This window comes from Streptomyces changanensis (genome assembly GCF_024600715.1).
GTDB lineage: Bacteria > Actinomycetota > Actinomycetes > Streptomycetales > Streptomycetaceae > Streptomyces > Streptomyces changanensis.
Genome location: NZ_CP102332.1, coordinates 4,223,399 through 4,236,163, shown reverse-complemented (window position 1 = coordinate 4,236,163; position 12,765 = coordinate 4,223,399). Strand labels below are relative to the sequence as shown.

Annotated in this window: 13 protein-coding genes; 8 read left to right on the top strand and 5 right to left on the bottom strand. The window is 73.2% G+C overall.

Going from position 1 to position 12,765, the window contains the following annotated elements; translation table 11 throughout:
* Positions 1 to 111: 111 nt before the first annotated feature.
* On the bottom strand, positions 112 to 975 hold the full coding sequence (locus tag NRO40_RS18940) for a biotin--[acetyl-CoA-carboxylase] ligase (RefSeq protein WP_058941477.1): 864 nt from the start codon (positions 973 to 975) through the stop codon (positions 112 to 114).
* A 119-nt stretch (positions 976 to 1,094) separates the two neighbouring features.
* Between NRO40_RS18940 and NRO40_RS18935 the strand changes: the two genes are divergently transcribed.
* Together NRO40_RS18935 and NRO40_RS18930 are read left to right on the top strand one after the other, a co-directional pair.
* Positions 1,095 to 2,684, top strand: coding sequence for an acyl-CoA carboxylase subunit beta (locus tag NRO40_RS18935; RefSeq protein ID WP_058941476.1), 1,590 nt, complete (start codon positions 1,095 to 1,097; stop codon positions 2,682 to 2,684).
* A 10-nt stretch (positions 2,685 to 2,694) separates the two neighbouring features.
* Positions 2,695 to 2,904: an acyl-CoA carboxylase epsilon subunit gene (locus NRO40_RS18930; RefSeq protein ID WP_058941475.1), complete on the top strand. Its 210-nt coding sequence runs from the start codon at positions 2,695 to 2,697 to the stop codon at positions 2,902 to 2,904.
* Positions 2,905 to 3,006: 102 nt separating this feature from the next.
* On the opposite strand, the gene NRO40_RS18925 is transcribed toward NRO40_RS18930, so the two are convergent.
* The gene (locus tag NRO40_RS18925; protein ID WP_257375452.1) at positions 3,007 to 4,200 is read right to left on the bottom strand and encodes a hypothetical protein; all 1,194 of its coding nucleotides are present in this window, start codon (positions 4,198 to 4,200) and stop codon (positions 3,007 to 3,009) included.
* A 237-nt stretch (positions 4,201 to 4,437) separates the two neighbouring features.
* Between NRO40_RS18925 and NRO40_RS18920 the strand changes: the two genes are divergently transcribed.
* The 3 genes from NRO40_RS18920 to NRO40_RS18910 all read left to right on the top strand — a co-directional run bounded on the left by NRO40_RS18920 (position 4,438) and on the right by NRO40_RS18910 (position 5,801).
* Entirely contained in the window at positions 4,438 to 4,785 is a 348-nt protein-coding gene (locus tag NRO40_RS18920; protein WP_058941473.1) for a helix-turn-helix domain-containing protein, read from the top strand.
* Positions 4,786 to 5,047: 262 nt separating this feature from the next.
* A complete protein-coding gene (gene mmpB, locus NRO40_RS18915; protein WP_257375451.1) occupies positions 5,048 to 5,176 on the top strand; it encodes a morphogenic membrane protein MmpB in 129 nt (42 codons plus the stop codon).
* A 19-nt stretch (positions 5,177 to 5,195) separates the two neighbouring features.
* Positions 5,196 to 5,801, top strand: a complete 606-nt coding sequence (locus tag NRO40_RS18910) for a Maf family protein (RefSeq protein WP_079046948.1) — start codon at positions 5,196 to 5,198, stop codon at positions 5,799 to 5,801.
* Positions 5,802 to 5,834: 33 nt separating this feature from the next.
* Here the strand turns inward: NRO40_RS18910 and NRO40_RS18905 are convergent, their stop codons facing one another.
* Positions 5,835 to 6,323 (bottom strand): hypothetical protein, encoded by a 489-nt coding sequence (locus NRO40_RS18905; protein WP_058941471.1) that lies wholly within the window; start codon positions 6,321 to 6,323, stop codon positions 5,835 to 5,837.
* A gap of 351 nt (positions 6,324 to 6,674) precedes the next feature.
* Here NRO40_RS18905 and NRO40_RS18900 point away from each other — a divergent pair, with 351 nt between their 5' ends.
* Positions 6,675 to 8,441, top strand: coding sequence for an acetyl/propionyl/methylcrotonyl-CoA carboxylase subunit alpha (locus NRO40_RS18900; protein WP_058941535.1), 1,767 nt, complete (start codon positions 6,675 to 6,677; stop codon positions 8,439 to 8,441).
* 105 nt (positions 8,442 to 8,546) lie between these two features.
* Positions 8,547 to 9,110 (top strand): TetR/AcrR family transcriptional regulator, encoded by a 564-nt coding sequence (locus NRO40_RS18895; protein ID WP_198549300.1) that lies wholly within the window; start codon positions 8,547 to 8,549, stop codon positions 9,108 to 9,110.
* 354 nt (positions 9,111 to 9,464) lie between these two features.
* Here the strand turns inward: NRO40_RS18895 and NRO40_RS18890 are convergent, their stop codons facing one another.
* Together NRO40_RS18890 and NRO40_RS18885 are read right to left on the bottom strand one after the other, a co-directional pair.
* Positions 9,465 to 10,421 carry a DeoR/GlpR family DNA-binding transcription regulator gene (locus NRO40_RS18890; protein WP_079046947.1) on the bottom strand — a complete coding sequence of 319 codons (957 nt, stop codon included), beginning with the start codon at positions 10,419 to 10,421 and terminating at the stop codon, positions 9,465 to 9,467.
* Positions 10,422 to 10,590: 169 nt separating this feature from the next.
* Complete coding sequence (locus NRO40_RS18885; protein ID WP_058941469.1) at positions 10,591 to 12,030, bottom strand: NAD(P)H-quinone dehydrogenase; 1,440 nt, start codon at positions 12,028 to 12,030, stop codon at positions 10,591 to 10,593.
* Between the two features lie 216 nt (positions 12,031 to 12,246).
* Here NRO40_RS18885 and NRO40_RS18880 point away from each other — a divergent pair, with 216 nt between their 5' ends.
* A complete protein-coding gene (locus NRO40_RS18880; protein WP_058941468.1) occupies positions 12,247 to 12,684 on the top strand; it encodes a gamma-glutamylcyclotransferase in 438 nt (145 codons plus the stop codon).
* Positions 12,685 to 12,765 lie beyond the last annotated feature (81 nt).

Here is a 12,765-nt window from a genome sequence, read left to right as displayed (position 1 = left end):
GCGACCCGCCAGGTCGACGCCCTCGTCGACCGCCTCGGCGAACCCGGTCGGCGAATCGCCTCAACGATACGGCAGGTGTGCCCTGGCTCACGTCCGCACGGGCCTGCGCGTTCAGCCGGCCGGGCGCAGGTGGACGACGTCGCCCGCCCCGACCGCCTCGCGGGAGCCGTCGGCGGTGGCCACGACGAGCCGCCCGTCGCCGTCGACGGCGACGGCCTCACCGGTCAGCTCGCGGTCGCCGGGCAGCTCCGCCCGGACGGTCCTGCCGAGCGTCGCGCAGCCGGCCGCGTAGGCCGCCTGGAGCCCGCTCGCCGCCGGGTCGCCGCCGGCCGCGGTCCAGCGGCGGTACCACTCCTCCACCGAGCGGAGCACGGCCCGCAGCAGCGGGTCCCGGTCGGTGCAGACGGCGTCGGCCAGCGCGAGGGACCCGGCGGTGGGCACGGGCAGCTCGTCGGCACGGAGGGTGACGTTGAGGCCGATGCCGACCACGACCCCGTGGTCGCCGGCCCGCTCGGCGAGGATGCCGCCGGCCTTGCGCTCCTCCCCGCCCACCCGGACGAGCAGGTCGTTGGGCCACTTCAGGGCCGTGTCGACGCCGGCCGCCCGGGCGAGGCCGGTGGCGACCGCGACGCCGGTGAGGAGCGGCAGCCAGGCCAGCCGTCCGACCGGCACGTCCGGGGTGAGGAGGACGGAGAGGAAGAGGCCCGAGCGGGCCGGCGCCGACCAGGCCCGGTCGAGCCGGCCGCGCCCCGCGGTCTGCTCCTCGGCGACCAGGACGGCGCCCTCCGGCAGCCCGGCGGCGCGGGCGACCAGGTCGGAGTTGGTCGAGCCGGTCGCGCCCACGACGTCGAGCGAGGTCCACAGCGCTCCGGGGCGGACCAGGGCCCGGCGCAGCGCGGGGGCGTTCAGCGGGGGTCGTTCGAGGTCGCTCCAGCGGCCGGCCGAGCCGGTGACTGGACCAAGTGGGGGCGTCATGCAACCCAGCCTAGGTGTGGCAAAGACCGCACTGCCGAACGGCATCCCCGCCGATACGCTACGGGCCAGTAGCCACCGTACCCGTGACCACACGTGACCAGGCAGGGAGCCGCATCCCGATGTCCGAGCGTCAAGAGATCGACATTCACACGACCGCGGGGAAGCTCGCGGATCTGCAGCGCCGAATCGAGGAGGCGACGCACGCGAGTTCCGAGCGTGCCGTCGAGAAGCAGCACGCGAAGGGCAAGTTGACGGCCCGCGAACGGATCGCCCTCCTCCTGGACGAGGACTCCTTCGTCGAGCTGGACGAGTTCGCCAGGCACCGCTCCACCAACTTCGGGCTGGAGCGCAACCGCCCCTACGGCGACGGTGTGGTGACCGGGTACGGGACGGTCGACGGCCGCCCGGTGGCGGTGTTCTCGCAGGACTTCACCGTGTTCGGCGGCGCGCTCGGCGAGACCTTCGGCCAGAAGATCATCAAGGTGATGGACTTCGCGTTGAAGACGGGCTGCCCCGTGATCGGCATCAACGACTCCGGCGGCGCCCGCATCCAGGAGGGCGTCAGCGCGCTCGGCATGTACGGCGAGATCTTCCGCCGCAACACCCACGCCTCCGGGGTGATCCCGCAGATCAGCCTGGTGGTGGGCCCGTGCGCGGGCGGCGCCGTGTACTCCCCCGCGATCACCGACTTCACGGTCATGGTGGACCGGACGTCGCACATGTTCATCACCGGGCCCGACGTCATCAAGACGGTGACCGGCGAGGACGTCGGCTTCGAGGAGCTCGGCGGCGCCCGGACGCACAACACGACGTCGGGCGTGGCCCACCACATGGCGGCGGACGAGAAGGACGCGATCGAGTACGTCAAGTCGCTGCTGTCCTACCTGCCGTCGAACAACCTCTCCGAGCCGCCCGCCTTCCCGGAGGAGGCGGACCTCGACGTGACGGACGAGGACCGCGAGCTCGACACGCTCGTCCCGGACTCGGCGAACCAGCCGTACGACATCCACACGGTCATCGAGCACGTCGTGGACGACGGCGAGTTCCTGGAGGTCCAGGGGCTGTTCGCGCCGAACATCGTCACCGGCTTCGGCCGCGTCGAGGGCTTCCCGGTCGGCGTCGTCGCCAACCAGCCGATGCAGTTCGCCGGGTGCCTGGACATCAACGCCAGCGAGAAGGCCGCGCGCTTCGTCCGCACCTGCGACGCGTTCAACATCCCGGTCCTGACCTTCGTCGACGTCCCCGGCTTCCTGCCCGGCGTGGACCAGGAGTACGGCGGCATCATCCGGCGCGGCGCCAAGCTGATCTACGCGTACGCGGAGGCCACGGTCCCGCTGATCACGGTGATCACGCGCAAGGCGTTCGGCGGCGCGTACGACGTCATGGGCTCCAAGCACCTCGGCGCGGACCTCAACCTCGCCTGGCCGACCGCGCAGATCGCGGTGATGGGCGCCCAGGGCGCGGTCAACATCCTGCACCGCCGGGCCATCGCCGCCGCCCCGGAGGACGAGCGGGAGGCGCTGCGCGCCCGGCTGATCCAGGAGTACGAGGACACGCTGCTCAACCCCTACACGGCGGCGGAGCGCGGGTACGTGGACGGCGTGGTCATGCCGTCGGAGACCCGGACGCAGATCGTCAAGGGCCTGCGTCAGCTGCGCACGAAGCGGGAAAACCTGCCCCCGAAGAAGCACGGCAACATCCCCCTGTAGAGGAGCCTCGATGATCAAGGTCGTACGGGGGAACCCGACCCCCGAGGAGCTGGCCGCCGCCCTCGCGGTGGTCCGGGCCCGCGCCGCCGCCGTGGCGGCCGCCGGGGGCGGTGACGCCCCCCGCGTGCCGGAGGCGTGGTCCGCGCCCACCCGCATCGCCCGGACGGCGACGCCGCCCCCGGGCCCGCGCTCCTGGACCCGCACCTACTGGCCGGCGTAGGGAGCGCGCGCGGAGCGGCCCCCGCTCCGGAGGAACGCGCGGGGCGCCCCCGGGCCGGTGCGGACCGGCCCGGGGGCGCCTGCTGCGGTGGGACCGCCGGGATCAGAACTTGCCGGAGCCGTAGAAGGTCGCCTCCTGGCACAGGACGGGACCGACCAGGCACAGGGCGTTGGCGTACTTACGGGTGTAGACGTTGGTGACCTTGCCGCCGTTGTAGATGTAGACGTGGTGGTTGGGCATCAGGCGGTGCTTGCCGCTGAAGATGGAGTAGTTGCCGCTGGTGGTGAGGTGCATGGAGAAGGCGCCGTCGATGGCCCCGAACTTGCAGAACGGGTTGGAGGCGTGCGTGACCATGCGCACGTCCACGTAGTTGGAGCCCGAGCCCATCTTCTTGGCGTAGGTGTTCTTGCCGGAGGCCGTCTTGGTGGCGACGAGCTTGCCGGTCTTCTTGTTGTAGACGTGCGTGGCGTGGATGCTCTTGTTGCCGGTCACCGACTTCCTGCTCCAGTCGACCGTGCCGTGCACGGCCGTGCGGTACTTCGAGGACTTCCAGTCGAAGTTCGAGCGGCCGTCGCCGGCGAACTGGTAGCCCTTGCCGTAGTCGCAGCCGGCGGAGGGCGCGTCGATGCGCTTCTGCGGGATGAACGCGACCCAGCTGACGGTGGTGGTCTTGGCGGCCGCCGCCGCGGTGGCCCGGGCCGTGGCCTGGGCGCGCATCGCGCTGACCGCGCTCTCGCCCTTCCCGACGGCCGGGACGGTGACCTGCATGCTCCACATGCGGGCGCCGGGCGCGGTGGCGCCGTCGGGCAACACGGGCGCGACGTCGTAGCGGTAGGTCGCGCCCGGCGTGAGCGCCGTGTCGCGGAAGGCGCCGGCGCCCGGCGCGGTGGTGGCGACGGTACGGCCGTCGCGGCTGACGGTGTAGCGGGCGTCGTCGGCGTACGGCTTCCAGGAGACGTCGACGAAGTCCGGGGCGGCGGCGGTGGTGATGCCCTGGTCGGCCATGGAGGTGTCGACGACGGCCGTCTGGCCGGAGGCGGCCCGCAGGACGCTGAACCCGTGGGTCTTCATCGCCCGGCCCTGCGGGGTCGCCGCGGCGACGCCGGTGACGTCGGCGAACCGCTGCTGGTCGATGCCGGAGAGGGAGAACGCCGCGGTCCCGCCGGCCGGCGCCGGGTGGGGGGCCGCGGTGGCGGTGTGGCCCACCAGGAGCGCCGGAGCGATCGCCACGGCTATGACTCGGCTGGTCTTGCGCATGCGTCCCATCGAGTGGAGCACCTTCCGTCGCTGTGTCATGTTCGCAACGACATTAGGGATCCGGGGAGTTGGCCGACATTGTCTCTTCGGGCAATGCCCGCCGAGGCAGTACGCGGCCGGTGCGCCGGGTCGCGCGCCGGGTCGCCCGCCGGCCCGGTGGCCCGGAACCACCCCTGCCCCGCCGGTGTCACCGCCGGCGGCTAGGTTGGGATCCGATCGCCGCACACCCAGGGCACGGGGCTCTGCTGGGAGCAGCGGCGACAGGAAGGACCCGCCATGACCAAGCGGTCCGACACGGGGAACACGGCCTGCGCCTACCGGCGCGCCGGGACCGACCCGGTGCACGGGATCTGGGGCCTGAAGCGGCTGACGGAGCGGGAGAGGGAGGTGCTCCTCCTGCTGGGCACCGGCCTCGGCAACCGCGAGCTCGCCAGGGAGCTGGGCATCGCCGAGCGGACGGTGAAGGCGCACGTGGCGCGGATCGTGGAGAAGCTCGGGCAGCAGACGCGGCTCCAGGCCGCGGTGCTGTCGGTGCTCGCCCACGACGCGCTGTGCGCCGACCCGCGCTGCCCCCGCCGCCACGCCGTCCCGCCGGCGGCGCTGCTGCGCCCGTCCGCCGCGTGACGGGCGGCGGCCCCCGGGACACCGTCCAGGGCCTGTCTTTCGGATCAGGCCGGATCGGGGAGCGGCGTCCGGTGCGTGCGATCGCACGGCGGAGGAGGGAGTCATGGCGGAGCCATGGCGACCGACGACAACGCGGCGAGCGTGCGTGCCGGACACCGCCAGCCCGGCAAGGTCCGCGAGACCGTCCCTAGTCCCTTCGTACGGCCCCGCTTGAGTACGCGTACTCAGGCGGGGCCGTACCCGGGGCGCGCAGGATCGAAGGATGCTGTGGTCCGATCCCGACGACGAACCGCCCGAGGAGATGAGGGCCATGCAGGCCATGCTCCGCCGGGCCGGCGTCCTCCTCGCCCTCGCGATGGTGGTGGCGATGTTCGCCGCGGGACTGCGCTGAGGTTGCCTACGATGGCGGTATGACTGCTCAGCGCCGCCGCCTCGTGCTCGCCTCCGCGTCCCCCGCCCGCCTCGGACTGCTGCGTCAGGCCGGCATGGCGCCGGAAGTCATCGTCAGCGGCTTCGACGAGAGCAAGGTGACGGCGCCGACCCCCGCCGAGCTGGCCCTGGCGCTCGCCGAGGCGAAGTCGTCCCTCGTGGCGGCCCGCCCGGAGGCGTCGGGCGCGCTCGTCGTCGGCTGCGACTCGGTGCTCGAACTGGACGGCCGGGCACTCGGCAAGCCCGCCGACGCCGAGGAGGCCGTCGCCCGCTGGAAGGCCATGCGCGGCCGCGTCGGGGTGCTCCAGACCGGTCACTGCGTCCACGACACGGCGGCGAAGCGGTACGCGTCGGCCACGGCGTCGACGGTGGTCCGCTTCGGCGAGCCCACGGACGAGGAGATCGCCGCCTACGTGGCGAGCGGCGAACCGCTGAACGTGGCGGGGGCGTTCACCCTGGACGGCCGCTCGGCGCCCTTCATCGACGGCGTGGACGGCGACCCGGGCAACGTCATCGGCCTCTCCCTGCCCCTCCTGCGGCGTCTCCTGGCCGAGCTGGGCGTCTCCGTCACCGACCTCTGGTCGTAGCCGCGGGGGCGGCGCGCCGGTGCGAAGCGGGGCTCAGACGGGCTGGACGCCCTCCTCCCGGGCACCGGGGCCGCCGCCCTCCCCGCCGACGGGCCCCCCGGGCGTCATGGGCCCTCCGGCTACCCCGGGCTCCACGGGCGCGTACGCCACGAGGGTGAGCACCACCAGCCCCATCACCACCATCATCCAGGCGAAGGCGCCCCACCCCACGAGGCCGACGACCACGGCGCCCAGGACGGCGTGGGTGAGGGCGCAGGTGACCAGGAGGATGCGGGCCCACCGGCCGGGCGGCACCCCGCGCACGGCGACGCGCAGCAGCACGGCGCCGCACAGGGCGAGGTAGGCGCCGAAGACGCCGCCCATCACCCATGTGCCGGTGATCATCGCGTCGGGATCGAGGCCGGCCAGGGACATCCGCTGGCCCCCCAGGACGGCCGCGAGGACGCCGTGCAGCAGGACGACGCCGACGGCCTCGGCGAGGAGCACGACAGCCGTCGTGAGGGCGATCGGTCTGCGGGTCACACGGGTACCCCCTGCCTGTTACCAGCAGTACGGACGACACCGCGCAGGCTACTCACGAGTAAACCTCTGGGCAAGGGTAGGGACACAGCAGCAAAGAATCATTCGCCCATTCGTAGGGACTCCACAAAGAAACAGGACGCCCCGCTGGCCCCCAGCACAGAGACCTTGACCACACCACAGGGTTACTGTGCAGTGTGGAAACCCTGCGTACCGAGGCGGGACAAGGGGTTTCGGGGTCTGAGCGAACCCCGTATCACGCTCCGTGTGGGCAACCTCACGACTGGGGAACAGTCGAAACGTCGTGTCGGCAGTCCCTAAACTCAGCGTGTTTTGGGAATGGAGGGAGCCATCGTGCGCAAGGTGCTCATCGCCAACCGTGGCGAAATCGCTGTCCGTGTCGCCCGTGCCTGCCGGGACGCCGGGATCGCCAGCGTAGCCGTCTACGCAGATCCGGACCGGGACGCCCTGCACGTCCGTGCGGCGGACGAGGCGTTCGCCCTGGGCGGTGACACCCCGGCGGCCAGCTATCTGGACATCGCGAAGGTGCTCCAGGCAGCCGAGGACTCGGGGGCGGACGCCGTCCATCCGGGGTACGGCTTCCTGTCGGAGAACGCCGAGTTCGCCCAGGCCGTCATCGACGCCGGTCTCATCTGGATCGGCCCGCCGCCGCAGGCCATCCGCGACCTCGGCGACAAGGTGGCGGCCCGTCACATCGCCCAGCGCGCCGGCGCGCCGCTGGTGGCCGGTACGCCCGACCCGGTGTCCGGCGCGGACGAGGTCGTGGCGTTCGCCCGGGAGCACGGCCTGCCGATCGCCATCAAGGCGGCGTTCGGCGGTGGCGGCCGCGGCCTGAAGGTCGCCCGCACCCTGGAGGAGGTCCCCGAGCTGTACGACTCGGCGGTCCGCGAGGCCGTCGCGGCGTTCGGCCGGGGCGAGTGCTTCGTCGAGCGGTACCTGGACCGGCCGCGGCACGTGGAGACCCAGTGCCTGGCGGACCAGCACGGCAACGTCGTCGTCGTGTCGACGCGTGACTGCTCCCTGCAGCGCCGTCACCAGAAGCTGGTCGAGGAGGCCCCCGCGCCGTTCCTGACCGACGAGCAGAACGCGCAGCTGTACCGGGCGTCGAAGGCCATCCTCAAGGAGGCCGGGTACGTCGGCGCCGGCACGGTCGAGTTCCTCGTCGGCAACGACGGCACGATCTCCTTCCTGGAGGTCAACACCCGCCTCCAGGTCGAGCACCCGGTGACCGAGGAGGTCACCGGCATCGACCTGGTCCGCGAAATGTTCCGCATCGCCGACGGCGAGGAGCTGGGCTACGACGACCCGCCGGTGCGCGGCCACTCGTTCGAGTTCCGCATCAACGGCGAGGACCCGGGCCGGGGCTTCCTGCCCGCCCCCGGCACGGTCACGCGGTTCTCGCCGCCGTCCGGCCCGGGCGTCCGGCTCGACGCGGGCGTGGAGTCGGGCAGCGTCATCGGCCCCGCCTGGGACTCGCTCCTGGCGAAGCTGGTCGTGACGGGCGCGACGCGCCGGCAGGCGCTGGAGCGGGCGCGGCGCGCGCTGGCCGAGTTCCACGTGGAGGGCATGGCCACGGCCATCCCGTTCCACCGGGCGGTCGTCGCCGACCCGGCCTTCGCGCCGGAAGAGGGCCCGTTCACGGTGCACACGCGCTGGATCGAGACCCAGTTCGTCAACGAGATCCCGCCCTTCACCGCCCCGGCCGACACCGAGGCGGAGGACGAGGAGACCACCGGGCGCGAGACGGTCGTCGTCGAGGTGGGCGGCAAGCGCCTGGAGGTGTCGCTGCCGTCGTCGCTCGGCATGAGCCTGGCCCGTACGGGTCTGGCGGCGGGCGCGAAGCCCAAGCGCCGCGCGAAGCGGAAGTCCGCGGCGGCCGCCTCCGGCGACACCCTGGCCTCCCCGATGCAGGGCACCATCGTGAAGGTGGCCGTCGAGGAGGGCCAGGAGGTCAAGGAGGGCGACCTGATCGTCGTCCTGGAGGCCATGAAGATGGAGCAGCCGCTGAACGCGCACCGCGCGGGCACGGTGAAGGGCCTGTCGGCGGAGGTCGGCGCGTCCGTCACGTCGGGCGCCCCGATCTGCGAGATCAAGGACTGACGTCCCGCCGCCCGCGGTGAGACGGGGTGAGGGCCCGCCGGTGTGACCGGCGGGCCCTCACGCATGGGCGCGATGGCATCCTGGAGGGACGAGGGAGGACCCGCGATGACGACGACCCGGCCGATGCGCGCCGACGCCCGCCGCAACCACGAGCGCCTGCTGGACGTGGCGCGCGCGGCCTTCGCGGAGCACGGCACGGACGCGGCACTGGAGGACATCGCGCGGCGGGCGGGCGTCGGCATCGGCACGCTGTACCGCCACTTCCCGAACCGCCACGCCCTGATGAACGCGGTGTTCCAGGACGCCGTGACGGCCCTGCTCGCCCGGTCGCGCGAGCTGGCGGAGGCGGACGAGCCGTGTACGGCGCTGGTGGCGTGGCTGCGCGCGATCGTCACCCACGCTGGCGAGTACCGGGGCCTGGCGCGGGCGCTGCTGGCGGTGTCGTCCGACCCGGGCTCGGCGCTGTCGGGGTGCAGCGTGCCGCTGCGGGAGGCGGGCGCGCGCCTCCTGGTCCGCGCGCAGGAGGCGGGCGCGGTACGGCGGGACGTCTCGATCGGCGACCTGATGCAGCTGACGAACGCGATCGCCCTGGCGGCGGAGCAGGCGCCGACGGACCCGGACCTCGCGGACCGCCTCCTGACCCTGACCCTACGGGGCCTCAAGCCCTGACCCGCCGGGCCGCCCTGACGCCCGGCCCCGCGCCCGTCCCGGGGAGCGGCACGCCGGCGGGTGCACGGCCGCCGCGCCCGCGGCCGGTCCCACGCACGGGACACCCGGCCGTCGCGAACCGCCGACGACCCCGGACGCGGGTCCATCGCCACCCGCACCCCCGGGGGCCCGTAGCGCGCGGCGGACGGTCGTCGACGAGCGGCACCACGGCGACGCGCCGCGGCCGGCCCCCGCCCGGGTCCCCGTCGGCTCGCGGCCGGCCACCAGGAGCCTCCCGTACGCCCCGGGCCCGTCCCGCCGGCCGGACCCGCGCATCTCCCCCGGCCCGCAGCGCCGCGCTTGACGCGGACGGGGTCAGCGGCGGCGCAGGTCCGCGACGCGGGCCTGGCGGTCCTGGGGGTCGCCCGTCAGGGGGGCGCTGCGGAGCTGCTGGCCGGGGTGGCGGCTGCCGCGCTGGCCCGGGAGGGGCACGTCCCCGCGCCGGGGCTGGCGTCCCCGCGGGGCGGCTTCGGCGCCCGCCGTGCCCGGGCCCGAGCCGGCGACGGTGATGTGGACGCCCTGGTCGGCGAGGGCCTGGAGTTCCATCGCGGCCCGGTCGTCGTGGCCGGGCGGCTCGTCCGTGACGAGCCGGGTGATGACGTCCGTCGGCACGGTCTGGAACATCGTGTCCGTGCCGAGCTTGGTGTGGTCGGCGAGGACGACGACCTCCGCGGCCGCCTGGACGAGCGCCCGGTCGACGCTCGCCGACAGCATGTTGGAGGTGGACAGGCCGCGCTCGGCGGTGAGCCCGGAGCCCGACAGGAACGCCCGCGACACCCGCAGCCCCTGGAGGGACTGTTCCGCGCCGCTGCCGACCAGGGCGTAGTTGGAGCCGCGCAGCGTGCCGCCGGTCATGACGACCTCGACGCGGTTGGCGTGCGCCAGGGCCTGGGCGACCAGCAGCGAGTTGGTCACGACGGTCAGCCCGGGGACGCGGGCGAGGCGGCGGGCCAGCTCCTGCGTCGTCGTACCGGCTCCGACGACGATCGCCTCGCCCTCCTGGACGAGGCCCGCGGCGACGTCGGCGATGGCCGTCTTCTCCGCGGTCGCGAGGTGGGATTTCTGCGGGAAGCCGGACTCACGCGTGAAACCGCCCGGCAGCACCGCACCGCCGTGCCGGCGGTCGAGGAGTCCTTCGGCCTCGAGCGCCCGCACGTCCCGCCGTACGGTCACTTCGGAGGTCTGGACGACGCGGGCGAGCTCCCGGAGCGAGACCGCCCCGTTGGCACGCACCATTTCAAGGATCAACTGGCGACGTTCTGCAGCGAACACGGAACTGACAGTAACCCCAGCGCCCGAGAGTTTGCAGCCGTATGCACCGAATCCGAGAAGTTGCGAACAGACGGGGCCGCCGGGTGCTATGGGCGGTCCCGTCCGTGTGCGTACCCTGACCGCTCGGTGTCCCGACTTGCCGGGGGTTGCCGGGGGTTGTCCCCCCGACTCACGCCTCCGCGGTCGTCTTCCGGGTGTGCAACTGTCGTGCCACTTCCGCGATCGATCCCGACAGCGACGGGTACACGGTGAACGCGTTCGCGATCTGCTCGACCGTCAGGTTGTTGTCGACCGCGATCGAGATGGGGTGGATCAGCTCGCTCGCCCGCGGCGCCACGACGCAGCCGCCGACGACGATGCCGGTGCCCGGGCGGCAGAAGATCTTCACGAAGCCGTCCCGGATGCCCTGCATCTTGGCGCGCGGGTTGCGCAGCAGCGGCAGCTTGACGACCCGGGCGTCGATCTTGCCGGCGTCGACGTCGGCCTGGGTGTAACCGACCGTGGCGATCTCGGGGTCGGTGAAGACGTTCGACGAGACGGTCTTCAGGTTCAGCGGCGTGACCGTCTCGCCGAGGAAGTGGTACATCGCGATGCGGCCCTGCTGGGCGGCGACGGACGCGAGGGCGAACACACCCGTCACGTCACCCGCCGCGTACACGCCGGGCGCGGACGTACGGGACACCTTGTCGGTGAGGATGTGGCCCGAGTCGCGGAGCCGGACGCCCGCCTCCTCCAGGCCCATGCCGGCCGTGTTCGGGATGGCGCCGACCGCCATGAGGCAGTGCGTGCCGGAGATGACGCGCCCGTCGGCCAGGGTGACCTCCACCCGGTCGCCGACGCGCTTCGCGGACTGGGCGCGCGAGCGGGCCATGACGTTCATGCCGCGGCGCCGGAAGACGTCCTCCAGGACCGCCGCCGCGTCGGGGTCCTCGCCGGGCAGCACCCGGTCGCGGGACGAGACGAGCGTGACGCGGGAGCCGAGCGCCTGGTACGCGCCGGCGAACTCGGCGCCGGTCACGCCGGAGCCGACCACGATGAGCTCCTCGGGCAGCTCGTCCAGGTCGTAGACCTGCGTCCAGTTCAGGATGCGCTCGCCGTCGGGCTGGGCGTCGGGGATCTCGCGCGGGTGGCCGCCGGTCGCGATCAGCACGGCGTCGGCGGTGAGGGTCTCCTCCGTGCCGTCGGCGGCCGTGACGACCACGCGGCGCGACCCGCCGAGGTCCTGCGGCCCGTCGAGGCGGCCGCGGCCGCGCATCACACGGGCGCCGGCGCGGGTGACGGAGGCGGTGATGTCGTGCGACTGGGCCAGGGCGAGCCGCTTCACGCGGCGGTTGACCTTGCCGAGGTCGACGCCGACCACCCGGGCGGCCTGCTCCTTGTGCGGGGTGTCGTCGGCGACGATGATCCCCAGCTCCTCGTAGGACGAGTCGAAGGTCGTCATGACCTCGGCCGTCGCGATGAGCGTCTTCGAAGGGACGCAGTCCGTCAGGACGGACGCTCCGCCGAGGCCGTCGCGGTCGACGACGGTCACCTCCGCGCCGAGCTGGGCGCCCACCAGGGCCGCCTCGTATCCGCCGGGTCCGCCACCGATGATCACGATCCGGGTCACTGGGGTTACGCCTCGCGCTCTCGTCACGGCGACCCCGCCGTCGGGTTGGCCAAGGGGTCGGGGTCGTCCTCATGGGAAGGGAGTACGTACGTCATTGTCCCGCACTGTTCGATCCGGCTTCATTCTCCCGCACCGGGCGGGCGCGCTCGGCCCCGGGGCCACCTTCGGCGCACGTGGGACCGCGCCCACCCCCACCCCTCCCGTACCCTCGATCCCATGTCGCTCTACGCCGCGTACGCCGGCAACCTCGACGCGCGGCTGATGACCCGCCGCGCACCGCACTCCCCGCTGCGCGGCACGGGCTGGCTGAACGGCTGGCGGCTGACCTTCGGCGGCGAGCAGATGGGGTGGGAGGGGGCGCTCGCCACCATCGTGGAGGCCCCCCGCTCGCAGGTCTTCGTCGCCCTCTACGACATCGCCCCGATGGACGAGGACTCGATGGACCGCTGGGAGGGCGTCGGGCTCGACATCTACCGGCGCATGCGCCTGCGGGTGCACACCCTCGACGGCGAGGAGCCCGCGTGGGTGTACGTCCTGAACGGGTACGAGGGCGGGCTGCCCTCCGCCCGCTACCTCGGGGAGATCGCCGACGCCGCCGAGTCCGCCGGCGCGCCCCACGACTACGTCATGGAACTGCGCAAACGCCCCTGCTGACCGGGCGGCCCGCCGGTTCGTCGGAAGCGACAAGACAACGAAACGAACACCGTAGGCCCTGTCATCTACGCGCGTAGGCCC

Bases quoted from the DNA above. Each gene is read 5' to 3' on its own strand.
- mmpB (WP_257375451.1), top strand. From the start codon at position 5,048: ATGCTGTGGTCCGATCCCGACGACGAACCGCCCGAGGAGATGAGGGCC.
- NRO40_RS18880 (WP_058941468.1), top strand. From the start codon at position 12,247: ATGTCGCTCTACGCCGCGTACGCCGGCAACCTCGACGCGCGGCTGATG.
- NRO40_RS18940 (WP_058941477.1), bottom strand. From the start codon at position 975: ATGACGCCCCCACTTGGTCCAGTCACCGGCTCGGCCGGCCGCTGGAGC.
- NRO40_RS18910 (WP_079046948.1), top strand. From the start codon at position 5,196: ATGACTGCTCAGCGCCGCCGCCTCGTGCTCGCCTCCGCGTCCCCCGCC.
- NRO40_RS18920 (WP_058941473.1), top strand. From the start codon at position 4,438: ATGACCAAGCGGTCCGACACGGGGAACACGGCCTGCGCCTACCGGCGC.
- NRO40_RS18925 (WP_257375452.1), bottom strand. From the start codon at position 4,200: ATGACACAGCGACGGAAGGTGCTCCACTCGATGGGACGCATGCGCAAG.
- NRO40_RS18935 (WP_058941476.1), top strand. From the start codon at position 1,095: ATGTCCGAGCGTCAAGAGATCGACATTCACACGACCGCGGGGAAGCTC.
- NRO40_RS18895 (WP_198549300.1), top strand. From the start codon at position 8,547: ATGACGACGACCCGGCCGATGCGCGCCGACGCCCGCCGCAACCACGAG.
- NRO40_RS18930 (WP_058941475.1), top strand. From the start codon at position 2,695: ATGATCAAGGTCGTACGGGGGAACCCGACCCCCGAGGAGCTGGCCGCC.